This window comes from Vreelandella aquamarina, assembly GCF_044805175.1.
Classification (GTDB): Bacteria; Pseudomonadota; Gammaproteobacteria; order Pseudomonadales; family Halomonadaceae; genus Vreelandella; species Vreelandella aquamarina_B.
Window position 1 is genome coordinate 3,164,130 of sequence record NZ_CP085232.1, and the last position, 24,105, is coordinate 3,188,234.

The 24,105-nt window shown below is 58.2% G+C and carries 22 protein-coding genes, 1 pseudogene and 2 riboswitches; of the genes and pseudogenes, 11 read left to right on the plus strand and 12 right to left on the minus strand.

What is annotated here, in order from left to right; genetic code table 11:
- Window positions 1-50: 50 nt before the first annotated feature.
- The 6 genes from LG300_RS14640 to LG300_RS14665 form a co-directional block, all read right to left on the minus strand.
- Complete coding sequence (locus tag LG300_RS14640; protein ID WP_404376038.1) at window positions 51-2,903, minus strand: formate dehydrogenase subunit alpha; 2,853 nt, start codon at window positions 2,901-2,903, stop codon at window positions 51-53.
- 24 nt (window positions 2,904-2,927) lie between these two features.
- A complete protein-coding gene (locus LG300_RS14645) occupies window positions 2,928-3,131 on the minus strand; it encodes a twin-arginine translocation signal domain-containing protein (protein WP_404376039.1) in 204 nt (67 codons plus the stop codon).
- A gap of 79 nt (window positions 3,132-3,210) precedes the next feature.
- A complete protein-coding gene (locus LG300_RS14650; RefSeq protein ID WP_404376040.1) occupies window positions 3,211-3,864 on the minus strand; it encodes a molecular chaperone in 654 nt (217 codons plus the stop codon).
- 4 nt (window positions 3,865-3,868) lie between these two features.
- Window positions 3,869-5,596, minus strand: coding sequence for a 4Fe-4S binding protein (locus LG300_RS14655; protein WP_404376041.1), 1,728 nt, complete (start codon window positions 5,594-5,596; stop codon window positions 3,869-3,871).
- 198 nt (window positions 5,597-5,794) lie between these two features.
- A complete protein-coding gene (locus tag LG300_RS14660; protein ID WP_404376042.1) occupies window positions 5,795-6,412 on the minus strand; it encodes a DUF3306 domain-containing protein in 618 nt (205 codons plus the stop codon).
- Window positions 6,409-6,849, minus strand: coding sequence for a DUF3305 domain-containing protein (locus LG300_RS14665; protein ID WP_404376044.1), 441 nt, complete (start codon window positions 6,847-6,849; stop codon window positions 6,409-6,411). Before LG300_RS14665 ends, LG300_RS14660 begins: the two co-directional genes overlap by 4 nt.
- Window positions 6,850-6,998: 149 nt before the next feature.
- On the opposite strand from LG300_RS14665, the gene LG300_RS14670 reads away from it, so the two are divergent.
- Genes LG300_RS14670 through LG300_RS14690 form a run of 5 tightly spaced genes read left to right on the plus strand, consistent with a single transcriptional unit; the run spans window position 6,999 to window position 11,759 of the window.
- Window positions 6,999-7,856 (plus strand): formate dehydrogenase accessory sulfurtransferase FdhD, encoded by an 858-nt coding sequence (locus tag LG300_RS14670; RefSeq protein WP_404376046.1) that lies wholly within the window; start codon window positions 6,999-7,001, stop codon window positions 7,854-7,856.
- A complete protein-coding gene (gene mobA / locus LG300_RS14675) occupies window positions 7,853-8,473 on the plus strand; it encodes a molybdenum cofactor guanylyltransferase MobA (protein ID WP_404376047.1) in 621 nt (206 codons plus the stop codon). Before LG300_RS14670 ends, mobA begins: the two co-directional genes overlap by 4 nt.
- Window positions 8,470-9,723 (plus strand): gephyrin-like molybdotransferase Glp, encoded by a 1,254-nt coding sequence (gene glp, locus LG300_RS14680; protein WP_404376048.1) that lies wholly within the window; start codon window positions 8,470-8,472, stop codon window positions 9,721-9,723. Before mobA ends, glp begins: the two co-directional genes overlap by 4 nt.
- Complete coding sequence (gene moaA / locus LG300_RS14685; RefSeq protein WP_404376049.1) at window positions 9,720-10,712, plus strand: GTP 3',8-cyclase MoaA; 993 nt, start codon at window positions 9,720-9,722, stop codon at window positions 10,710-10,712. Before glp ends, moaA begins: the two co-directional genes overlap by 4 nt.
- Window positions 10,713-10,715: 3 nt before the next feature.
- On the plus strand, window positions 10,716-11,759 hold the full coding sequence (locus LG300_RS14690) for a CobW family GTP-binding protein (protein WP_404376050.1): 1,044 nt from the start codon (window positions 10,716-10,718) through the stop codon (window positions 11,757-11,759).
- On the opposite strand, the pseudogene LG300_RS14695 reads toward LG300_RS14690, so the two are convergent.
- A pseudogene (locus tag LG300_RS14695) lies at window positions 11,739-13,460 on the minus strand (putative bifunctional diguanylate cyclase/phosphodiesterase); the annotation flags it as partial. The gene LG300_RS14690 and the pseudogene LG300_RS14695 overlap by 21 nt on opposite strands.
- A 332-nt stretch (window positions 13,461-13,792) precedes the next feature.
- The gene (locus tag LG300_RS14700; protein WP_120386264.1) at window positions 13,793-14,095 is read right to left on the minus strand and encodes an antibiotic biosynthesis monooxygenase; all 303 of its coding nucleotides are present in this window, start codon (window positions 14,093-14,095) and stop codon (window positions 13,793-13,795) included.
- A 154-nt stretch (window positions 14,096-14,249) separates the two neighbouring features.
- Between LG300_RS14700 and LG300_RS14705 the strand changes: the two genes are divergently transcribed.
- The 4 genes from LG300_RS14705 to LG300_RS14720 all read left to right on the plus strand — a co-directional run bounded on the left by LG300_RS14705 (window position 14,250) and on the right by LG300_RS14720 (window position 18,025).
- On the plus strand, window positions 14,250-14,930 hold the full coding sequence (locus tag LG300_RS14705) for a lysozyme-like domain containing protein (protein WP_404376051.1): 681 nt from the start codon (window positions 14,250-14,252) through the stop codon (window positions 14,928-14,930).
- Window positions 14,931-15,032: 102 nt separating this feature from the next.
- Entirely contained in the window at window positions 15,033-16,229 is a 1,197-nt protein-coding gene (locus LG300_RS14710; RefSeq protein WP_404376052.1) for a M24 family metallopeptidase, read from the plus strand.
- A 136-nt stretch (window positions 16,230-16,365) separates the two neighbouring features.
- The gene (locus LG300_RS14715) at window positions 16,366-16,737 is read left to right on the plus strand and encodes a hypothetical protein (protein ID WP_404376053.1); all 372 of its coding nucleotides are present in this window, start codon (window positions 16,366-16,368) and stop codon (window positions 16,735-16,737) included.
- 169 nt (window positions 16,738-16,906) lie between these two features.
- Entirely contained in the window at window positions 16,907-18,025 is a 1,119-nt protein-coding gene (locus LG300_RS14720) for an alkene reductase (RefSeq protein ID WP_404376054.1), read from the plus strand.
- Between the two features lie 84 nt (window positions 18,026-18,109).
- Here the strand turns inward: LG300_RS14720 and LG300_RS14725 are convergent, their stop codons facing one another.
- Together LG300_RS14725 and LG300_RS14730 are read right to left on the minus strand one after the other, a co-directional pair.
- Window positions 18,110-19,696 (minus strand): ABC-F family ATPase, encoded by a 1,587-nt coding sequence (locus tag LG300_RS14725; RefSeq protein ID WP_404376055.1) that lies wholly within the window; start codon window positions 19,694-19,696, stop codon window positions 18,110-18,112.
- A gap of 124 nt (window positions 19,697-19,820) precedes the next feature.
- Entirely contained in the window at window positions 19,821-20,687 is an 867-nt protein-coding gene (locus tag LG300_RS14730) for a sirohydrochlorin chelatase (RefSeq protein WP_404376056.1), read from the minus strand.
- 193 nt (window positions 20,688-20,880) lie between these two features.
- On the opposite strand from LG300_RS14730, the gene LG300_RS14735 reads away from it, so the two are divergent.
- Window positions 20,881-21,468 (plus strand): gamma-glutamylcyclotransferase, encoded by a 588-nt coding sequence (locus tag LG300_RS14735; protein ID WP_404376057.1) that lies wholly within the window; start codon window positions 20,881-20,883, stop codon window positions 21,466-21,468.
- On the opposite strand, the gene LG300_RS14740 is transcribed toward LG300_RS14735, so the two are convergent.
- Entirely contained in the window at window positions 21,459-21,986 is a 528-nt protein-coding gene (locus LG300_RS14740) for an HPP family protein (protein WP_404376058.1), read from the minus strand. The two genes, LG300_RS14735 and LG300_RS14740, sit on opposite strands and share 10 nt — an antisense overlap.
- 124 nt (window positions 21,987-22,110) lie before the next feature.
- Complete coding sequence (locus LG300_RS14745; RefSeq protein WP_404376059.1) at window positions 22,111-22,404, minus strand: hypothetical protein; 294 nt, start codon at window positions 22,402-22,404, stop codon at window positions 22,111-22,113.
- Window positions 22,405-22,534: 130 nt separating this feature from the next.
- A riboswitch (glycine riboswitch) is annotated at window positions 22,535-22,625 on the plus strand.
- Between the two features lie 4 nt (window positions 22,626-22,629).
- Window positions 22,630-22,739: riboswitch (glycine riboswitch) on the plus strand.
- Between the two features lie 59 nt (window positions 22,740-22,798).
- On the opposite strand from LG300_RS14745, the gene LG300_RS14750 reads away from it, so the two are divergent.
- Window positions 22,799-24,049 carry a D-amino acid dehydrogenase gene (locus LG300_RS14750; RefSeq protein ID WP_404376060.1) on the plus strand — a complete coding sequence of 417 codons (1,251 nt, stop codon included), beginning with the start codon at window positions 22,799-22,801 and terminating at the stop codon, window positions 24,047-24,049.
- Window positions 24,050-24,105 lie beyond the last annotated feature (56 nt).

The following is a 24,105-nucleotide window of genomic DNA, read 5'->3' on the forward strand; positions in this document are numbered from 1 at the left end:
GCACTACCGCACCGGCATCATGCTGTCAGGTCAGGTCGCGTGCTGTGCGCTTAGGCGCGCTCAATGCGGCAAATGGTGCACTTGGTCTCTTGCATCAGTGTCACCGGGTCATAGCCGTAGGTCGTTGCCGTATTGGCAGCTTCACCAATCACGTAAGGGTCTGAACCATCCGGGTAGCGGTCCCGCAGGCTCTCACCCTGGAACATGCCACCGAAGTGGAACGGCATAAACGCAACTTTGCGATCAACACGCGGTGTGACTAGCGCTTTTACCTTGACCCGACCGCCTTCGGCACCTTCGACCCACACTTGGTCGCCGTCACGGATACCAATGTCGTTGGCATCGGCAGGGTTAATTTCGACGAACATCTCCTGCTGCAGCTCGGCCAGCCATGACATAGAGCGCGTCTCTTCACCGCCACCTTCATACTCCACCAAACGGCCGGAGGTCAGGATAATCGGGTAGTCCGCGCTGTTGTCGCGCTCCTGGATGGTTCGATAGAGCGTGGGCAGACGCATGATGGAGTCAAAGTCGTCCCATGTGGGGTAGCGCTCCACCAAATCACGGCGGGTGGTGTAGAGCGGCTCGCGGTGCTTCGGCACCGCATCTGGGAAGGTCCACACCACGGCGCGGGCTTTGGCATTACCGTAGGGCGCACAGCCATGCTCAATGGCGACGCGCTGGATACCACCGGAGAGATCGGTCTTCCAGTTCTGCCCTTCTGCGGCGGCTTTCTCTTCCGGGGTAAGGTCATCCCACCAGCCCAGGTCTTTAAGCAGTTGGTCGGTGAACTCCGGGTAGCCGTCGTCAATCTCCCCACCCACCGGCGCAGAGCCTTCCGCCAGCAGATTGACACCATCGCGCTCGATACCAAAGCGGGCGCGGAAGCCCATGCCGCCTTCCATCACCGGCACGCTGGTGTCGTAAAGGTTGGGCGAACCTGGGTGCTTGAACTCCGCTGTTCCCCAGCAGGGCCACGGCAGACCGTAGTAGTCGCCATCAGCGGGGCCACCCTGGGCACGCAGGTTTTCAAAACTGAAGGTGTGCCAGTTTTGCTGGTGCTCTTTCAGGCGCTCGGGGCTTTGGCCGGTGTAACCAACGGTCCACATGCCGCTGTTGATTTCCCGCAGCACATCTTCAATGACCGGACGGTTGCCTTCCATTGCGAAGTTTTTCACGAACTCGTTGCCAAAGCCGAGCTTATTGGCAAACAGGGTCATGATTTCGTGGTCAGGCTTCGATTCAAACAGCGGCTCAATAACCTGGTCGCGCCACTGGATCGAGCGGTTGGTGGCGGTCACGCTACCGGAGGTTTCGAACTGTGTCGCCGCAGGCAGCAGGTAAACGCCATCAGTGCGGTCGTGCATAACGGAGGCAACGGTGGGATAAGGGTCAACGATGACCATCATCTCCAGCTTCTGCATCGCCTTCTGCATTTCAACGCCGCGGGTTTGCGAGTTTACCGCATGGCCCCAGTAGAACATTGCTTTCAGCGAGGTGCGCTGGGAGATATTTTCATCCTCCTCCAGCACGCCATCTACCCAGCGTGATACGGTAATACCAGCGCTATACATGGGCTTGCCATCAGCGTATTCGGTGTCATCAAAGCGACCTTTCAGCCACTCGTAGTCCACGTCCCACACTTTAGCCCAGTGCTGCCATGCACCTTCCGCCAAGCCGTAGTAGCCCGGCAGCGAGTCACAGCCTAGCCCTAAGTCGGTCGCGCCTTGAACGTTGTCGTGGCCACGCAGAATGTTGGCACCGCCGCCGGATTTACCGATGTTACCCAGCGCCAGCTCTAAAATGCAGTAGGCGCGAGTGTTGTTGTTACCGGTGGTGTGCTGGGTACCACCCATACACCACACCACACAGCCAGGACGGTTGTCGGCAAGGCGCTTGGCCACGTCGTACATGTCCGCTTCCGGCACGCCGGTAATGTCTTCCACCACGTTGGGCGGGAACTGGGCGACTTCCGCACGCACATCGTCCATGCCGTAAACGCGCTGGCTAATGTACTCGCTATCTTCCCAGCCGTTTTCAAAGATGTGCCACAACAGGCCCCAGATGTAAGCAACGTCCGAACCGGGACGAATGCGAACATACTTGTTGGCTTTGGCTGCTGTACGGGTAAAGCGCGGGTCAGCGACGATGATCTCGCAGTTGTTGCGCTCTTTCGCGATCAGAATATGCTGCATGGCGACCGGGTGGGCTTCACTGGGGTTGGAGCCAATGAATAGGATCGCCTTGCTGTTTTGCATGTCGTTGAGCGAGTTGGTCATCGCTCCATAACCCCAGGTATTAGCCACACCCGCTACGGTAGTGGAGTGGCAAATACGCGCCTGGTGGTCGGTGTTGTTGGTGCCCCACATGGAGGCGAGCTTGCGCATCAGGTACGCTTGCTCGTTATTGAACTTCGCCGAGCCTAGCCAGTAAACGCTGTCGGGGCCGTGGGCATCGCGCAGCTCAAGCAGCTTGTCACCAATCTCGTTGACCGCGTCATCCCAGCTCATGCGCTGCCATTCACCGGCCACCAGCTTCATCGGGTACTTGAGGCGGCGGGTAGAGTGGCCGTGCTGGCGTAGCGACGCCCCTTTGGCGCAGTGAGCACCGCGGTTAATCGGGTGGTCGAAGGCTGGCTCCTGCTTGGTCCAGATACCCTCTTGCACTTCGGCATACACGCCGCAGCCCACGGAACAGTGGGAACAGATAGTGCGCTTGGTTTCCACCGGCGAATCAAGTACCGGCGTTTTTTCCGCCGCCTCAGCGCGCTGCATCATCGGCGCGCCCATAAAACCGGCCGCGGCAACACCGCCGGTCGCAGCGCCTGTGCGCTTTAGGAACTGACGGCGTGAAATACCCAGCCCGGAGGCAGCAGGGGTGTTGGTTTTGCGAGTTAGACGCATGGCAAATCTCCTGGCAGTTCGCCGTCAGTCACGCAGCGAGGCGTAGTAGGCACGAATATGGTCGGTCTCGCGGTAATTCACCGCCTGCTTATCGCGCTGAACCGGGGTCTTGTCATCCGCCTGCGCCAGCGTGACGTGGCCTACCGCAGCGGCTGCGCCTGCGGCGGCGGTGCCTAAACCAACGGTTTTCATAAACCGGCGGCGCTCAGGATTGTGTGACTTGTGCATGGGGTTCTCCTCTTTCATGCCCTTTTTTTATACGTGGCCCGCAGGCCCTGTTGTTCGCTTACCGCTGCGCACGGTCACGTCACGGTGTGGCTTTGCGCGCTGCACCGGCGTTATAGGGAGCAGGCTCCACTATTCGCACCGGCTGATAGGCCGCTTGATGATTCAAACGTGCCTGCTCGCTCTCCATAAAAGCGCTACCCAACTGCCCCAGCGCTGAATAGAAAGCAGTATCTACTTTTGCAAGGTCATCCCAGCAGCGGCTGGCCCAGGGGGCAAGGTGCCGCTGGAAAAAGGTGAACTGTTCGCTGCTTTGCCCTTCAACCAGCATTGCCATAACTTCGCAGAGGGCAGCTAGGTGGTCTTCCGGGTCCCGGGTGTGTTCGCTGCGCTCGAAGCCCAGCGCCCGCAGATCTTGGCGAAGCACCACGAGCGCGGCTTCCATCAGTTCGCCATTGCGATACCAAGAGGCATAAGGCACCACCTCTCCTTGAATGACGCCCACTAAGTGGCGGAAATGCGCCCGCTTTAGGCGTTCGACATCGCTTTGGCCAGCCGCCTGTGAAAGCGCAGCCCAACACTCGGCAATACGGCTGCCATCCTGTTCGATATCCAGGCTTTCCAGCCACGCCAGCAGCTCACCATCGGGCGCTTGGCGCAGCAGGCTGGCGAGCAGTTGGTAAATATCCATTCGCAGTGCGTCGGTTTCGCTTAGCGTTGGCATTGCATCGCTCATCGCATTACACCTTTAGTTGCGCGTCAGGGTCGCGTGCCATGGTTTTCCATACGTCTTTTACCCGGCAGTCTTCGCACATTTCCAAGCGCGCCATGGCGTCACCGGCAAAGTAGGGGTGGTTGGCCAGCTTGGCTTTAATGGTGGCAACCGTGCTGGCGGTGGCAAACGGCTTACCACAGCCGATGCATTCGAACGCCGCTTCTTCATGGCAGATATGCCGCGTTACGCGCTCAGACGCAGCAAGGAAGCCAGGCGTCAGGGTGATGGCATCTTCTGGGCAGGCCTGTTCGCAAAGGCCGCACTGAACGCAATCGGCTTCAAGAAAACTCAGCGCTGGCGTATCGCCGCCGGATTTAAGCGCGGGCGTCGGGCAATTGCTGACGCACGCATGGCAAAGCGTACAGGCAGCGCTATTGACGTTAATGCCGCCGTAGGCCGCCCCCTTTGGCACGGCGTGACGCTCACCGCTGGGCGCACCCAACTCGGCTAACCGAGCTAGCACTAAGTTAAGACGTGCGCGTTTGTTCGGCTCGGTAAATGCCAGTGACGTATCGGTGAGGGGCGTTAGGCTCGGCAGTGCGTCGCGCTCGCTGCCAGCGTCTACCGGTAGTAGCTTGATGCGGGTGGTGTCATGGCCGAGTGCGGCAAGCAGCCCGTGGGCCTGGGCGACTTGGTGCTCTAAAAATGCGCTTAATCGGGGCGGCATACCGTCGTGGAGCTGAATACGCACTTCGGCGGCGCCGTTCGCTAATCCGGTTAACCACTGGTCATGCCCGGCCGCTCCCAGCTCTTCCAAGGGCACATCAATCACGTGCCCAGGAGTAGTAACGCCTGCAGCGCGCTCGGCATCCAGCGATTCGTGGGTAATAAAGCGCAATACCGGCACCTCACCACCGGCTTCCCGGTAGGCGGTCAGCCAAGCGGCGAGAGTATCCTGCTGGCGGCGGGTTTCAGGTAGGCGGAACTCAATGGCCCCCGTGGGGCAGGCGCTGGTACAGCTACCCACCCCCTGGCACAGGAAAGGGTCGATCTCGATACGCGACTCAATGCGACCCTGGATGCTGGAAATCGCATCTGCCGGGCAAACATCCAGGCAACGGGTACAGCCTACGTTACCACTGGCGGAGTGGGCACAGAGGTCATTATTAACCTGGAAGTAGCGCGGCTTGTCGAATTCGCCTATCAAGTCAGCAAAACTGTCGAGGGTGTCGCTGCGCTGCTCATTGTTCTGCCACTGCATGGCTACATAGCCAGGCGGCAGTAACTCCACCGCCAAAAGGGGCGTGGCATTTAAGTCCAGTACTACATCGAACGACTCGCGCTCAATCAACGCACGTGCAAGATCAACAGGCTCGTCGCCGTCAAGCACCGCCTTGAACATGCCCAAGTAGCCGCTTATGCGTAGCTTTTCAGACTGGGCACGGGTGAGCGCCTGGGTGGTAAGCATCTCGGTAGCAGCGAACAAGTCGCTGTCATTGATCTCACCATCAGCCTCTGCAGCATTGGGGGCGGTGAACACCAGTGTCAATGACGCAAGCCCGCGCCCTTGCAGAGTACGCGCTGCCTGCCGAGTATCGCGCTCGCTGCCAAGCAGCAACGCATGGCCACGGCTGTGATAAGTCACATTGGCAGGCGTCAAGTTCACCGGCCATGAGATACGCCGACGCACCGTTTCACGAGCGGCCACATTGCGCTGGTCGTCAATCGACGCCAGTTGGATTCGTTGGTTCATGCATTCTCACGGTCAAGAGGTCGTTTTTGTTATAATAAAATAATAAGTTTTTTTTGCCTTTTTGGCATGTACCGCCATTATAACGACGCGGCTTACTTCATCAGCGTATGGTGCCTATCGCGTTTTTGCCACTTCCATTGGTCGTACCGCTGTCAACGCAAGCTTAGCAGGCATATATTAAGCTACTGATTTAAAACACTAGACGCCTTTTTTACGCTCGTCTGGGGCGTGATCGCAAAAATCAGACTGGTCGTCTAGTGGGGCACTTTGTACAAAACTGTCATCGCTAGTGCAAGCGTTTACACCGTCTGCGTTGGCATGGTCCGAGGAATCGTCGTTATCACGGTGCTCTGCACGCTCTAGCGCCTCCTCCGCTTTATTGGCCCAGCGGCGTAGTTTGCCCGCCAGCTCGCTGGCCATAGGCTTTAGCTGCTGGGTGTAGTCAGCATCGTAATCATCCAGCCCGTCGCGTACGTTGTAGTTGCCGGTGGCCCACAGCCGACGCAGCGCACGGCGACGCAGGGCAGCACTGACGCCTGGCACCATAAAGGCGCTGAAATCACTGCCCGCAGGTAGGGTATCCGGGTCAGGTAGCGTGTGATCAAGGCTGCCCGGAGGCGGCGGGGCGGCTACTTTTTGCTCAGCTATTGTTGGCTCAGTCGCTTCTTGCTTTGTAGCCTCTTGCTCAGCAGCTAACGTGGAGCCTCCCTCTTCATGATCGGCAAGCTCCATTTTCTCCTTCTGCTCGACATCCTTCTCGATATCGTCACTTTCAATGCCGCGCTTTTTACGCGACCAGCGCTCCAAACGGCTCACTGCGGCTGCTCCTTGGTCGGCGTCTCTTTACCACGGCCGGCCCCTTTACGTTTTTTCTTACGGGTTTCAACGGGCGCTTCTCCGTGGCGGGCGAGATAATGCTCTATCCACACCTGAATCGCCATCGGCATCGGCGCTTCCAATACCTGTTGCTCGCCATCCAGCCAACCCGCGGCTACATCCTGGCTGGCGGTCACCGCATCCGGCTTAGGGGTCTGTCCGGTAAAACCAGCTCGCACAAACAGGCGCGGCGTCGGCGAGGTTAAGTTAAATCGGTAGGCCGCCCGCTCGGTCATATATAGCTGCAGGTTCAACACGCACTCCCCCTGGTCGCCGGGCACCAGCTCGGCTATGCGCCACTGGGTCAGCGTGAAACTTTTCACCTGCTTGGGCTCTGCCACTAAGGTAACGCTTAACGCACGCAGATTATCACTCATGGAGTTTCACCACCTTAGACCTTGAACGGGTAGACAAGTAAGCCTTTTGAGCGCCATCATCGTCAACTCAGAGTGTTTTACTCAACTATTATTGTTCGCCGTGTTTGCTTAGGCCACACAGCGTATTAGGTATTCAGTGAGGATTGCGGATGCCCGCCCTTCAGTTAAGCCGAGCCCGCTTACCGGCCACGACTACTATTGATGTCATGGATGCCTACGGCGACACCCGCCCGCAGGCTATTGCCGCCGAGCGCGCGCTGACGGTGTATCTTAACAAGCGTGAAATCGTTACCCTGATGACCCTGGGCGACGACCCAGAGGCTCTGGTCGTTGGCTACCTACGCAATCAGGGGCTGCTGAGAAGTGCAGAGGACTTAACCGCCGTCCAGGTCGATTGGGACGTCGAAGCCGCCGTCGTGGTCACCCGCCATCTGCCCGAAGATTTAGAAACTCGCCTAAGCACGCGCACGGTCACCACCGGCTGCGGGCAGGGCACGGTCTTTGGTAAACTCCTAGAGCAAACCTCTCTCACTGCGCTGCCCGAGACACCACTGGCACAGTCCACCCTGTATCAATTATTAACCAACTTGAACACCTATAACGACACCTACCGTAGCGCCGGCGCGGTGCACGGCTGCGCCCTTTGCCATCAGGCAAGGGTGCTGGATTTTGTTGAGGACGTAGGCCGCCACAACGCGGTGGATACGCTGGCGGGCCGCCAGTGGCTGAACCAAGCCGACAGCCGCAGCGCCGACATTTTCTACACCACGGGGCGTTTAACCTCGGAAATGGTGCTGAAAGTGGCGCAAATGGGGATCAGCGTGCTGGTCTCGCGTTCGGGCGTCACACAAAAAGGCGTCGAGCTTGCCGAACGTTTTGGGGTGATGCTGATTGCCCGTGCGAAAGGCAAAAATTTCCAGGCGATCCATGCCGCAGGCCGCCTAACGCTGGACGCGATTCCCCCCAAGCCGCCGAGTGCACGCTCATCCAAGGAGGCAGGCATATGATCGCCAAACACGAGCTCACCGGTATGATCCTCGCGGGCGGAGAAGGCCGTCGCATGGGTGGCCGTGATAAGGGCCTAGAGCCGTTTGCCGGACTGCCGCTGGTGGCGCATACCGTCAAGCGTTTCGAAGGCCAGGTACATGAGCTGGTGATTAACGCCAATCGCAATGGCGATGCGTACGCTCTGTTTGCCGACCGTGTGATCGAGGATGCCGAAGGCGGCTTTAAAGGCCCGCTCATGGGCATTTACAGCGGGCTGCGCGCCGCTTGCACGCCGTGGCTACTGGTAGCGCCCTGCGACTCCCCCGCGCTCCCCCATGACCTAGTGGCGCGAATGGTGGCAGGCATCACTACCGAGAGTGGCGAACACGATATTGCGGTAGCGTTTGATGGCGAGCGCCTGCATCCGGTGGTGGCGCTATTGCGTACAACGCTTGCCGATGACCTGGCCGCCGCGCTGGCAGAGGGTGAGCGCAAAATAGACCGCTGGTACGCCCGCCACGCCTGGTGCCGAGTGGATATGTCCGACTGCCCTGAAGCCTTCGCCAACCTGAATACCGAAGAGGAGAAAGCCCGCTTGGAGCTTGCGCTGACCCCGCCTTCCCAGGAGGCGCCATGAGCCTGTCGTGTTTTGAGCTTGGCGAGCAGATGCTCAGCGTTGATGCTGCCCGCGATGCGCTGATGACACTGGTTGAGCAACCGGTAGCGGTAGAGCGGGTCGCGCTAGGCAGCGCCTACGGCCGCAGGCTCGCTACCGATATCACCGCGCCTATTAACGTGCCACAGAATACCAATGCGGCGATGGATGGCATCGCCGTGGCTTGGCCAAAGCAGCCGCCCTTTCAAACCCAATGGCCTGTTGCGGGCGATGCCTTCGCCGGGCAAGCGTATGAAGGCGAGGTGCCTCCAGGCTGGTGCGTGCGTATTACCACCGGCGCACCGCTGCCCAGCGGCACCGATACCGTGATTATGCGTGAACAGCTCGTAGAGGGTGATACTAGCGTGGCCGTTAACTCCCCCGAGCGGGTCAACGTCGGCCAGAACGTGCGCCAAGCCGGAGAAGACATTACCCAGGGCGCGGTGGCCCTTGCAGCCGGTACCCGCCTAGACGCTGCCAGCATGGGGCTGGTGGCCTCGCTGGGCTATGCCGAGGTCGCGGTGTACCAGCGCCCCAGGGTAGCCATCTTCTCCACCGGTAACGAGGTCACGCCCCCGGGCGAGCCGCTACCCAGCGCAGGTATTTACGATACCAACCGTTTTACGCTGATAGGAATGCTCAGCGAGCAAGGGGCCGACGTGGTGGATTTGGGTATTCTTCCCGATGACCCGCACGCCATTGAGCGCGCGCTGGCAGACGCAGCGACGCAGTGCGATTTGGTGATCACCAGCGGCGGCGTCTCCGTGGGTCAGGCGGACTACACCCGCGAGGCGCTGGAAACGCTGGGGCAGCTTGCCTTTTGGCGGGTAGCACTGCGCCCTGGCCGCCCGATGGCCTGCGGCCAGCTAGGCGACTCCCGCACGCCGTTTGTGGGGCTACCCGGCAACCCAGTGGCCGTAATGGTCACCTTCAGCCAGTTTGTGGTGCCGCTTTTGCAACGGCTCCAGGGGCAGCCCCCCGTGCCACCACAACGGCTAACCGCGATTGCCCAAGCGCCGCTAAAAAGCCGCCTGGAACGCAGCGACTTTCTGCGCGGCATTTATACTTGTGATGACCTGGGTGTGCTGCATGTTCGCAGCACCGGCGCCCAGGGCTCGGGCATTTTGACTTCCATGGTGATGGCCAACTGCTTAATTGAGCTAGGCGATGACCAAGCAGACGTCCAGCCAGGCGAGACGGTCTGCATTCAACCTATAACGAGCTGGCAATGACCGAACAACTGATTGACGATTTTGGCCGCCGTGTCCGCTACGTTCGTATCTCCGTCACGGACCGCTGCGACTTCCGCTGCGTGTACTGCATGAGCGAGGAGATGACCTTTCTTCCCCGCGCCCAAGTACTCACACTGGAAGAGTTAGCGATGGTGGCACGCGCCTTCACCGAGTTGGGCGTCGAGAAGATTCGCTTAACCGGCGGCGAACCGCTAGTGCGCAAAGGGATTGAGCAACTGGTAGACGAGATTGGCAGCCTGCCGGGGCTAGACGATTTCACCATGACCACCAACGGCGCCAGCCTACGCAAACATGCCAAGCGGCTGTACGAAGGCGGCCTGCGCCGACTCAATATCAGCCTCGACTCCTTGAACCCCGAGCGCTTTCGGCAGCTTACCCGCACCGGCGACTTGGCCAAGGTAATCGATGGCATTCACGCGGCCCAAGAGGCTGGCTTCCAGCGTATCAAGCTGAACGCGGTGATTTTAAAAGGGCGCAACGAGGACGAAGTACTCGACCTGGTGACCTTTGCCCGCCAGGAAGGGTTGGATATCAGCTTTATTGAGGAGATGCCCCTGGGCGATGTCTCGGATCACTCCCGGGCAGAGACGTTCTACTCCAGCGACGATGTTCAGGCGTTGATCGAAACCCGCTACCCGCTAACGCCCACCACCGAGAGCACCCCGGGGCCCTCGCGCTATTTCAAGATGGCCGACAGCGACAGCCGAGTTGGGTTTATTTCGCCCCACAGCCACAATTTCTGCGATAGCTGTAACCGCGTTCGGGTAACGGTAGAGGGCCGCCTGCTGCTCTGCCTCGGCAACGAGCACTCGGTCGACCTGCGTGCTGTGCTGCGCCGCCACCCTGGCGATATGCAGGCGCTGAAAACCGCTATTATCAACGCGCTGCCGCTCAAGCCCGAGCGCCACCATTTCACCACCGATGGCGATGTACAGGTGGTACGTTTTATGAACATGACCGGAGGTTAACCGTTGGCAGCTGCCCCATGCGTTCCCGTTCACATCGTCACCGGCTTTTTAGGAAGCGGTAAAACCACGCTTATCCACAGCCTAATCGAGCAAAAGCCTGTGGATGAAAAATGGGCCATTCTGGTCAACGAGTTTGGTCAGATCGGTATTGACCAAGCCATGTTCGAGACCCGCGACGATGTGGTGGTGAAGGGTTTACCCGGTGGCTGCCTATGCTGCCAACTAGCGTTTGTGCTCCAGGCTGCCCTGGTCAATTTATTGGCACGCAGCAAGCCCGACCGAGTCATTATCGAGCCCTCCGGCCTCGGCCACCCTGCTGGTCTGCTCGACTTACTGCGCGGCGAAGCGTTTCAAGACGTGGTAGAAGTGCAGGATATTATCGCTACGCTTGACCCCAGGCGCTTGGATGAAGCGCGGGTGCGTGAGCACGATACCTTCCAAGACCAGCTCCATATGGCCGATGCCATCGCTATCACCATGGGTGACCAGGCAAGCGCGGCTCAGCATCAACAAGCGCAGGAATTTATCGACGGGCTCTGGCCGCCGCGCAAATGGGTGCATACCGTTGAGGCGGGAGGGCTGCCCGTGGCACTGCTCTTAGGCAGCGGCCAAGCTCGCCAGGAACAGCAGCCCGCCATGCCTCAAGCGCATCAGGCACTGGCTGCCAGCCCCAGCCTAGAAGGCGCTTTTTTCGACTTCCCTCCACCGCCTGGACAGCCCCAGCAGCAAACCGCCAGCGCCCTTGGCTACACCAGCACGGGCCTGCGCTGGCACCCCACTGAGCGCTTTGACCTTGACCGCCTTGCCATGTATTTGAGCGAACTACCCTCCTCCGCGCGGGTAAAAGGGGTCTTCCACACCGCGGATGGTTGGAAACAGCTTAACCGTGCGGAGGGTGCCTTAAGCGTAGCCAGCAGCGCCTGGCGGCAAGACTCACGGCTTGAGGTGATTACTCCCGAGAGTGTTGAGCATTCCGAACTGCTCTCCACACTTCACGCCAAGTTGAACCATGCCAAGCTGAGTCCATCAGGTGCGCGACTGAGCTAATAAGGCCGATTCGATCTCTGCTGCAGGCGCAGGGCGGCCGAAAAGATATCCCTGAAAAGCGTGGCAACCATGCGCTAGTAGCCACGCTTGTTGTTCACTCGTTTCCACGCCTTCTGCAATCACATCCAGGTGTAAGCTCTTCGCCAAGGCGATGGTACTCTCTACAATCGCTGCATTCGCCTTGCTGTCTAGCACTTGCTGTACGAAAGATTGATCTATTTTTAGCTGATCCAACGGCAGTTGAGCTAAGTAGGCAAGAGACGAGTATCCGGTGCCAAAGTCGTCTAGCGAAAAGCGCACCCCCTTGGCTTTCAAGCTGAGCATCTTATCCCGTGCGTCGTCGCGCGCTGCCACGAAAAGCGTCTCAGTCACTTCTAATTTTAGCTGCTCTAAAGGCACTTGCGTGCGCTCAAATACCTGTTCCACCCGCTGCAAAAAATCACTTTCACGGAACTGCAGCGGGCTAATATTAACCGAGATGGTCAGTCTATCTAGTAGCGGTATATCTGCCCACTGAGCGAGCTGGCGACAGGCCTCTTCCAGTACCCATTCGCCTACATCGTTAATCAGCCCGGTGGTTTCCAGCAGCGGTATAAACTCACCGGGTGAGACCATGCCACGCTCAGGATGATGCCAGCGCAGCAGAGCTTCTACCCCGGTTAATTTGCCCTGGCTGTTAACCTGAGGTTGGTAGTGCAGCTGCCACTGCTGATTCTCCATCGCTTGGCGCAAATCTGCCTCTAGCTTTACCTTAGCCAGCAGAACGGCTTGCATGGAAGGATCAAAGAAACGCAGCGCCTGCCGACCGCTGGATTTAGCCTGAGAGAGAGCCATATCCCCCTGTTGCAGGTAATCATCCGCGCTGAGCTGGCTATCCGACATAATCGTAATGCCCACACTCGCCGTTACGGTAGCACTCTCATCTCCCACTTTGATTGGCTCATCCAGCGCTGCTAACAGCTTTTGAGCAATATGCTCAGCCAGTTTTTGAGTTTGCCGGGGGCTACCGTCCATCCCTTCAATCAGCACTGCAAACTCATCGCTCCCCAGCCTTGCTAGGGTGTCGGTATCCCGTAGCATTTGCCCAAAGCGGCGAGCAATGCTCTGCAACAGTTGGTCACCGGCATGGTGGCCCAAGGTGTCGTTAACGTGATTAAAGTTATCAATATCAATCAGAATTAATGCACCGCAGCGCTGATGGCGGTTCAGCTCTTTTAGCGCTGTGCCAATACGGTCAATAAACAGCCGCCGGTTAGCGAAACCCGTAATGGGGTCATAAAAAGCAAGCTGGTGGATCTCCTGCTCGGCCGCCTTGCGCTCACTGATATCACTCATCGTGGCAACGTAGTTCGTGAGGTTACCGTCGGCATCATACACTGCACTAATCGTCAGCCACTCAGGGAACAGCTCGCCGTTTTTACGCTGATTCCAAATTTCCCCTTCCCAGCTACCCGTTTCTGCAACGCTGTTCCAAAGTCGCCGATAGAACGTGGCATTATGGTGTCCAGAGCTGAACATGCGCGGATTTCTGCCGATCATCTCCTCGTCGCTATAACCAGTAATACGCTTAAAGGTGTCGTTGACTTTAAGGATATTGCCCCGCGCATCGGTCACCATAATGCCTAAATGCGCCTGAAACGCAGCGGCAGCTATTTGCAGCTCAACCTCGGCACGCTTCGCGTCGGTAACATCACGGGTCACAGAGGGTACTCCTTCAAAATGATCTGTCTTGCTCGCCAGGGGCTGGCTGCAGCATAAAAATAGCGTTGATTCTGCGCTCTGGGTAAAAGAATCTTAAAACAATACTTGGTGGGGTAGCTGCACACGGCAGCTAAAGACAACGTCAAACGCTCTTACTAGCGGTGTTAGCACTGCTCAACTTAACCTCCTAACCGCCATGCAGTGACGGTGATTACCAGTTATCGCCTTCTGGGTTCATGCTGGCAGAGCTTATCAGACTCCGCCAGTCTTGCTTTGCCCGCTTGTAGCATTGCAAGCAGCGTTCACGACGCAGACAAAGCCTTGAAAGCGCCTTACAGCACTACCTCGTATCCTTCAAACTTGGGTGGGCCAAGATAGATGCCCTCCGGCGCTTTGGCATTAGCATGAGCCTTGCGGAAGGCCTCTGACTTGGTCCAGGCGCGGAAGGCCTCTTCGGACTCCCACACGCTGTGAGAGATAAAAACGGTATGATCTTCCTGACTTTCGCCCTGCAGCATTTGAAACTGCTTGAAGCCCGGCACTTCGTCCAAGTGGGAATCGCGGTTGCGCCACACTTCTAGAAAATCTTCTTCGCGGCCTGGGGCAATCCGAAAACGGTTCATGGCGATATACATTATGACGCTCCTGTTAAACGGTTCCTACTGAATTGGTGACGCAAATGCTGTTTGATGTCCAGGAAAGCTGACTTATCAAGGCTCAACGCCTACCCTGTTTGACATCTAATATCTGAGTGTGCATAACCACCCATTGACTCACAAGGACTTTCCCATGCACGGCCTAGTTACTCGTTTTTCTGCAGGCATGCCATCTGGCTCATTAACGTGGCGTTTATGGGTAAGTTTAAGTATTGCGCTATTGCTCTCCGGCTGCGCCACCTTTGCGCCTAACCCACCTCAGGATCAGACCAACATCTGCGAAATTTTCCGCGAGCAACCCAGTTGGTACGACTACGCCCAGGAGTCCCAGGCGAAGTGGGGCACTCCTATCTCAACCCAGATGGCGTTTATTCAGAGAGAATCTTCATTTCGAAGCCATGTACGCCCCGAGCGCAAATATTATCTTGGCTTTATCCCCGGCCCGCGTCCCTCTTCCGCTAAAGGCTACGCCCAAGCCCAAGATCCGGTATGGGGCGAGTACGAAGACCAAGCGGGCAGCCTGTTTGCCCGGCGCACGCACATGAAGCACGCCACCGACTTCATTGGCTGGTATAACGCCCGCACTCATGCCCAAACAGGTATTTCATTGAACAACCCCGAACACCTCTACTACGCCTACCATGAGGGTGCCGGGGGCTACCAGCGGGGCACCTACCGCAATAAACCCCATGTATTAAATGCAGGCCGGCAAGTGGCTAGCCTCGCGCACCGCTACCAGACTCAGCTCAACAGCTGCCAAGCAGAGTTTCAGTGCCGCAAGTTCTATCAGGTGTGGCCGTTCTGTCGTAATTAGCCGCTCTGTCGTAGTCAAACGTTAACACAAGGGTTGAAGCATTTTATCAAGGACTCGCTCTCGTACTCTCTATACTGGCCTTATCTAACACTGGAGGTCGCCATGGATTACCATCACTACCGCGAAGCCCTTGCAACTACGCTTGCCCAAAGCGAACTACCCTTTGCACACGCTGAGTACCAAGCGCGCCTTGAGAAAGTGCGCCATGCCATGGCCCAGCGCGAGCTAGACGCACTGCTGCTGACCGACCCCGCCGATATTAACTATTTAACCGGTTATCACACCTTTGAGGTGTCGGTTCATGCCTGCTTGGTCTGTACGCAGGAGAAGCTTGTTCTCCAGGTGGCCTCAATTGAAACAGGTGCTGCGGTAGTGACCGCCCGTGTCGACGAGATTATCGGCTACCGGTGGGAAAACCTCGATGAAATCATCGCCCCGCTGGCCGACCTGTTAACCCCCTGCCCACGCATTGGCATTGACGGCTGGAGCAGCGGGCTGCGGGTCGGCGTGATGGACGCACTGGCCCAGGCGGTAGGTAAAGAGCGCTTTTATGAGGCGGGCGACCTGCTCGATGCTATCAAGATCGTCAAAAGCAGTGCCGAGCTTGAGATGCTCAAAGAGAGCGCCCGCATTACCTCTGCCGGTTTAGACGCGGCCATCGCTGCCATTCACCCCGGCATGACCGATAACGACATCGCCGCCATCGGCGCGAAGGCACTGCTCGAAAACGGCAGCGAATTTATGAGCCTGCAACCTATCGTGACCAGCGGACATCGCATTGGGGTGATTCACGTTAACCATAAGCGCCGTGTGATTCAGGCCAACGAGCCGGTGTTTTTAGAGTTTGGCGCGGCGTATCAACGCTATACCGCTCCGATGATGCGCACCGCTGTAACCGGCTCCCCAAGCTCAGCCCTCACCGCCACTCAGGACCTGTGCCGGTCTATCTTTGAAACACTGTGCGAGACGATGCGCCCCGGCCACTCCTTTGATGCCGCCGCCCAAGCCGCCGATGCGTTGCTCGCCCCTCAGCGCGACCAGCTCTTCTTCTCCGGTGTGTTTGGCTACGCTGTTGGGGCTCAATTTCCGCCTAGCTGGGTAGAAGGCACGGGCTACATTGCTAAAGGCCAAACGCGCACCTTTGAAACCAACATGGTGTTTCATTTACCGCTCTGCCTGCGGGTGCCCGGCCAATGGGGCGTTGGCTTGAGCGATACCGTGGTGGTCACCGAGCAGGGTGCCAAGCCGCTTACCAACAACGATTGGCAGCTCTACCGGGCAAGCGATACACCAGCCTAAAAATAGCCTGTGATTGACAGCACGATTAAGGGAGGCTATCTTCACCAAAGATGCAAATGAGAAACAATCTCTTTATCTGCCCTAGCATGGGTAGATAATAGATAGGTAAAGAGCCATTGAGGTAAAGGGACGTCACATGACCAGTGAGCAGCGCCAGCTTCGTCAAACCCTGCTGTTTTTACGCACATCGTTTGAAGCCGTTCAGCACTCGATTGCCGGACGGCTGGAAGACCCGCTGCCCTGTTGGCTAGACACCAGCATGCTCTCGATGCTTTCCCGAGAGCTAACTCGCTGCTGCCAGCAGGCCAAACCCCTGTTCGCACCTGCGGTCGTCGAGCAGCTCTTTATCGCCTCGCAGCAGTGTGACCTGCTGCTAAAACAGTGCCCCGGCGTGCTCAGCAGCGCCGTCTGCCACCGCCAGCTCGGCGCGATTATGCTGCCGCTGACCAGCGCTATCGGCCAAATCGACACTCCCGCCAAACGCCGCTGGCCTTGGCAGCGGCGCTAACAACGCCTGCCTATAACTGAAAACCCCGCCAACATTTCCTTGGCGGGGTTTTGTTTTGCGCGCCACGTCCCCATTAACACGAGCATGGCATCGTCGTTGGCGCTTACTAGTAAACTGGTCTATTCTATGCGCCACGATGACACTAACCACATCAAAAGGAGTTTGCCCTATGGCGTATGAAACGCTATTTACCCCCATCTCGCTGGGTAGCCTGACGATTCCCAACCGCGTCATCATGGCACCACTGACCCGAGCGCGCACGCCGGATAGCGTGCCGGGCAAGATGCAGGAAGCCTATTACGGTCAGCGCGCTGGTGCGGGCTTAATCATCAGCGAAGCCACCAATATCTCTCCCACGGCCCGTGGCTATGTGTACACCCCCGGCATCTGGACCGATGAGCAGGAAGCAGGCTGGAAGGGTGTGGTAAATGCCGTTCACGCCAAAGGTGGCCGCATAGCTCTGCAGTTATGGCACGTAGGCCGCGTTTCCCATGAAATGGTGCAGCCCAACGGCCAGCAACCGGTAGCACCCAGTGCGCTGAAAGGCGAAGGCGCCCAGTGTTTTGTTGAATTTGAAGACGGTACCGCTGGCCAGCACCCCACTAGCACGCCCCGCGCCCTGGAAACCGACGAAATTCCCGGCATTGTAGATGACTACCGCCAAGCGGCCATCCGCGCCAAGCGTGCTGGGTTCGATATGGTCGAAGTCCACGCCGCCAACGCTTACCTGCTGAACCAATTCCTGGCCACCGGCACCAACCAGCGTACCGACCAGTACGGCGGCTCATTGGAGAACCGTGCCCGCTTCCCGTTGGAAGTGGTTGATGCCGTGGTGGAAGTCTTTGGTGCTGACCGCGTTGGCATCCGCATGACACCGTTTATCGAGCTATTCGGCTTGACCGACGACGAGCCAGAAGCCATGGCATTCTACATGGCAGAGCAGCTCTCCAAGCGCGGCCTGGCTTATCTGCACCTGAACGAGCCTAACTGGGCGGGTGGCGATATCACCTTCCCCAACGGTTTCCGCGAGCAGATGCGTGAGCGCTTTAGCGGCAGCCTGATTTACTGCGGTAACTACGACGCCGAGCGCGCCGAGGCACGCATCAACGAAAACACCGCCGACGCCGTAGCCTTTGGCCGCCCCTACATCGCTAACCCGGATCTACCGGAGCGCTTCCGCGTGAACGCCCCGCTCACCAAGCCGAACCACGAAACGTTCTATGGCGGCGATGAGAAGGGCTACACCGACTATCCCTTCATGGATAACGGCTATGACCGCATAGGGTAAGCCGAGACACTAGCGCCATCACCGCTCGGGCTCCCTCTCAAGGGAGCCCAAATCATTGGCTAGCGGCGCAACTACACCACGCCATTACACCACGCCTTGGCTGCGCAGGTAGTCGTCGTAGCTGCCGCTGAAATCGACAATGCCATCCGGCTGCATGTCGATGATGCGCGTGGCGAGGCTGGAGACGAACTCGCGGTCGTGGCTGACGAACAGCAGCGTGCCGGGGTAGTTCTCCAGCGCTAGGTTGAGCGCTTCGATGGATTCCATATCCAGGTGGTTGGTGGGCTCGTCCATCAGCAGCACGTTGGGGTTGGTGAGGGTCAGTTTGCCGAACAGCATGCGCCCCTGCTCGCCGCCCGAGATCACCTTCACCGATTTGTTGATGTCGTCGCTGGAGAACAGCATGCGGCCTAACGCGCCGCGTACCACCTGCTCGCCGCCTTTGGTCCACTGGCCCATCCACTCGAATAGCGTGGCATCCACGGCGAAGTCATCGGCGTGGTCTTGGGCAAAGATGCCTAGCTCAGCGGCATCGGTCCACTTCACTTCACCGGCATCCGGGCGTAGATCACCCGCCAGGGTTTTCAGCAGCGTGGTTTTGCCGATGCCGTTGGGGCCGATAATGGCAATGCGCTCGCCCGCTTCGACGGTCATGGAGAAGCGCTTGAACAGTGGCTCGCCGTCGTAGCCTTTGGTAATCGCCTCCACGTTTACCGCGTTGCGGTGGATCTTCTTGTTTTGATCGAAGCGGATAAACGGGCTCACCCGGCTGGAGGGTTTGATGTCCTCCAGTTTGATCTTGTCGATCTGGCGCGCCCGCGAGGTGGCCTGCTTCGCTTTAGACGCGTTGGCCGAGAAGCGGCTAACGAACTGCTGCAGCTCGGCAATTTGCGCCTTCTTCTTGGCGTTGTCCGCATGCTGACGTTCACGGGCAGCAGTGGCCGCCGTCATGTAGTCATCGTAGTTACCGGGGAACAGGGTAATTTCGCCGTAATCCAGGTCCGCCATGTGGGTACACACGCTGTTCAGGAAGTGGCGGTCGTGGGAAATAATCACCATCGTGCTGCTGCGCGCTTTTAGAATCTCTTCCAGCCAGCGGATGGTGTTGATATCCAAGTGGTTGGTAGGCTCGTCCAGCAGCAGCACGTCCGGGTCGGAGAACAGCGCCTGGGCCAGCAGCACGCGCAGCTTCCAGCCAGGGGCGACTTCGCTCATGGGACCGGTGTGCTGCTCGATAGGAATACCCAAGCCCAGCAGCAGCTCGCCCGCGCGGGATTCGGCGGTGTAGCCATCCAGCTCGGCGTAGCGTACTTCTAAATCCGCCACGGCCATGCCGTCCTCTTCGCTCATCTCAGGCAGCGAGTAGATGCGCTCGCGCTCGGCGGCGACTTTCCACAGCTCGGCGTTGCCCATGATGACGGTGTCGATCACCCGCTCGTTCTCATAGGCGAACTGGTCCTGGCGCAGCTTACCCAGCCGAGTACTGCTATCCAGCATCACCTGCCCAGAGGAGGGCTCCAGCTCGCCACCGAGAATCTTCATAAAGGTGGACTTACCGCAACCATTCGCGCCAATCAAACCGTAGCGATTGCCGTTATTAAATTTGACGGAAACATTTTCAAACAGGGGCTTGGCCCCAAACTGCATGGTGATATTGGCGGTTGCGATCAAGATAGAGGCCCTGGTTGGCGAGGGAAGTGGCGAAATAGCGCGTGTGGGAAAGCGAGCACGCTTGCAAAAGCCCGCGATTCTACGCGCCTTTGGGCAACGTTACACCTCCCTGGCAAGCCTCCCTTTACCGGCCCTTTTGGGGCTGCGCGGCCATTTCGAGCAGAAAACGTTCCCCGTCAAGCGCTTGGCGCAGGCGCGAGTGGAGAATTTCAACAATTCCCTCGTGCTCTCCTACCAGCGCGGTGGTCGTGACGTTCAACCCGCAGTGGCGCTGCTCGGCGGCGGCGCAAATTTCAGCGATATCACCGCCCTCACCGGCATGGCGCCCTGGCGAGAGAAACAGCATCGCCAGCACCACTTCCCCACTGCTGAATTCGGGGGTATCCAGCAAATGCTCCAACAGTGGCTCGTTAAAGCGGTACTCGTCACCTTCCCGGCGCTCCATGGAGGCGGCCGCCACACAGCGCGCTTCATCACCCAGCAGCACGCTTAACTGCCCGGCTAGGCGGTTACGTACAGCGGTGACCTCGGGGATCGGGCTACCGTGATCCACCAGCGCTACCTTGGCCGCGCCCTTGCCAGGCAGTTGGGCGCGCACGTGATCGGCCAGTAGCCTGGCTAAGCGCAGGTCGTTATTCCCCAGCTCATCCACCAGCGGCTGCGCAACCCGCACCATCACGTTAGGAAAGCGTGCCTGCAGCGCGGCCATACGCTCCGGCAGGTAACCGGTTAGCGCTTTGCTGGGGCCGAAGAAAAACGGCAGCACGATAATCTCGGTCGCACCTGCCTCGGCGCTGCGTTCGGCAGCGGGGCCTAACGTAATGGCCGGAATGCCATCAACCTCTTCTGGGGAAATTTTATTGGAGTGCAACAGCGAGGCCGCTTGAACGGTCTCCCCCAGCGTCTCGCTCAACACCGCCGCCACGCGGCGCAGGTTGTGGGTCGCTTGGGGCCGCAAGGAGCCGTTATCAACCAGAAAAATAGCGCGCATACAGGTTTCCTTTCTAAATAGGGGCGTTGGTTACTCGTCGACCCACTCACCGTAGCGGTGTTATGAACAACGTACTCTGCCTTTCGCTATGAAAAAAAGTAATTGGCTGGCAAATCAATCGTATAACCCGGATGATAAATTACCGTTAACGCCATGCGCGTACAGCCACTTTGGTCACAAATGTAGATCGCTTATGTTGCTTGATACCACGACGTTAAACCAGCAAAGAAACTTCTTCGACGGCCATGCGGATATCTGGCTCTTTGGCTACGGTTCGCTGATTTGGAAGGCCGATTTTGACTATTTAGAGCGCAGGCCTGCGGCGATTACCGGCTGGGCGCGGCGCTTTTGGCAAGGTTCCCACGACCACCGCGGCACGCCAGAAGCGCCGGGGCGTGTGGCGACGCTGATTCGTGCCGAAGGCGCGGTATGCCACGGTATGGCCTATCGCATCACCCCAGAGGTGTTGGCACCGCTGGATGTGCGAGAGAAAAACGGCTATCTGCGGGAAAAAGTTACGCTGACCTTTCTGGATGAGACGGGCAACCCCGATGCCACCCAAGCGCCCACTGACGGATTGATTTACCTGGCCAGCGACGACAACCCAGCATTTTTAGGTGACGCGCCGCTGGCCGAGATTGCCCGGCAAATTGCCCAGGCCCACGGCCCCAGCGGCCCTAACAGCGCCTATTTGCTGAATCTGGCCCAAGCGCTGCGCGAGTTGGGCACCGAGGATGCGCATATTTTTGCCCTGGAAGAGCAGCTACAACGTTACCAGTAGCGCGGATAGCGACGGTGGCGCGCTAAGTTATTCACCAGTATCGCTACCACCAACATAATGATGCTGCCAGAGCCAATAGGCATCAATGGATACCACCATCCCAACTGATGCACGCTGCTGCCACCCGCCACAGCAATCAGCGCGGCGGCCGCTCCTGGTGGGTGCACCGTATGGGTCAGTTGCATCAACAGGATGGAGAGCGATACCGCCAATGCCATGGAAAGAGGCGTTGCGCCCAGCCACTGGTAGCAGCATACGCCCACACAGGCGGAGAGCACGCTGCCGAATAGCACATGGCTAGGCTGGGCAAACGGGCTTTCCGGTGCAGCGTAAATCAATACCGATGTTGCCCCAAAAGAGCCCACGATAAGTAGTTGATGCGAGAGCCACTCGGCGCTTAACCAACAAATGAGCGCCATGCCACTAAACGCTCCAAGCCAGGACCAGCAAGCATCCTGCCAGCCGACTCGAGGGCGCGCCGTTCGTTCTCCCCGCATCTTGCCAAGATACGTCTTCATCGCACTCGCCTTTGCACAAAAAGGGGGCAAATGATGACAAAATGCTCCAAACAAGCAAATGACAATGCGTCATCTGCTCATGAAACACATTCAAGAAGCCGAATCTCTCAGCTGTTGATAAGCGCTACATCATCAGCCACGACAGGATAAATAGCCCAATCAGCGTGCGTAGAATGCCGCCAATGAGGGAGCCGCGCAGAAACGCCCGCAATCCGCCCCATAGCACCAGCAGGCCAATAAGCAGTACCGCTAAGCTCAAGAAGGAGTCGCTAATCCCCAGCGACCGAGTCAGCCCACCGATAAAGTCGTCAAACGCACCAAAAAAGTTGGTGAAGATGCCCACCAAGAACTTCACTACGACGCGAATGACTTCACCAATCGCTTCGCCGATGCCCTCAAAAAATCCGTTTGCCTGCATGCGCGTTGGTCCGTTGCTGGAAGGTAGGGAATATTGTCGGTGAAAACACACGGTCTAGCAAAGCGGCACTATTGAAGGCTTCCACCTTTCGCCTATTTCCTTTTTGTCTCTGTCGCGTTAAAACACTCACCAGATAATCGCGGGAGAGACTGGTGTTCTCCACCAGCGCCGAAGGAGCAACGACCCCGGAAACTCTCAGGCCCACGGACCGCGACTGCAGATGTCTTTATACGTTCCGAAGAGCGGTTGATGACGGCGTCACTCAGCCCACCGAAGGAGCAAGCGCTTCACTATTGATGCGTGAATCTCTCAGGTTCCATGACGGAAGGGGTACACCTAGCCATCACTTGGCCGGGAGTATCGCCCGACGCTCATACAATCTGTGGAGAGACTCATGCAACGCATTGCAGTGATTGGCGGTGGTATCACCGGTATTACCAGCGCCTACGCCCTCGCTAAACGCGGTTTCGATGTAACCGTGTTTGAAAAACATCGCTACGCCGCGATGGAAACCTCCTTTGCCAACGGCGGGCAGCTCTCCGCCTCCAATGCTGAGGTATGGAACCACTGGCCCACGGTCATCAAAGGCCTGCGCTGGATGCTGAAAAACGACGCGCCGCTGCTCGTCAACCCTCGCCCTACCTGGCACAAGCTGAGCTGGTTCTCAGAATTCATCGCCGCTATTCCCCGCTATGCCGACAATACCACCGAGACCGCTCGCCTCGCGATTGCTGCCCGGGAACACCTGTTCCAGTGGGCCAAGGACGAGCAGATCGATTTCGATGTGAAGCACAAAGGCATTCTGCATATCTATCGCGATAAAGCCGGCTACGAACATGCCGCCAAGGTCTCGCAACTGCTAAGCAAAGGCGGGCTTGAGCGCCGCGCGGTGACCCCAGAAGAGATGCGCGCTATCGAACCCACACTGGCTGGCAGCTATTACGGCGGTTTCTTTACCGAAAGCGACGCCACGGGGGATATCCATAAGTACACCAATGGATTGGCGAACGCAGCCGCCAAACGGGGTGTGCATCTTAACTACGGCCATCAAGTCACCGACCTGGGGGCGGATGAGAACAGCGCGTGGGTTAGCGCTTCGGTGGACGGCGAAGAGGTGCGGCACAGCTTCGATAGCGTGGTGGTGTGTGCTGGTATTGGCAGCCGCGCCATTGCCGCGAAGCTGGGCGATCGGGTGAATATCTATCCGGTCAAAGGCTACTCCATCACCGTACAGCTGGACGACGAAGCCTCACAGCTGGCCGCGCCAACGGTGAGCCTGCTGGATGACGAGACCAAACTAGTGACCAGCCGTCTGGGCAACGACCGCTTCCGCGTGGCCGGTACCGCCGAGTTTAACGGCGCGAACCGCGACATCCGTAACGACCGCATTCAGCCGCTGGTGCGCTGGGTAGAGCAGTGCTTCCCTGGCGTCAGCACCCAGCGCGTAGTGCCTTGGGCAGGCCTGCGCCCGATGCTGCCGAACATGCTACCCAAAGTGGGCCCAGGACGCCTGCCCACGGTGTTCTATAACACGGGGCACGGCCATTTGGGCTGGACGCTCTCCGCTATTACCGCCGAAATGCTGGCGGACGCGGTGGATCACTCCGCCACCGCCTCTTTCGCCGCCACACCCGCTAAAAACTGATCAACGATAAAGGGGCCGCTTGGCCCCTTATCCTCTCCTTTGCTCTTGACGCGCAG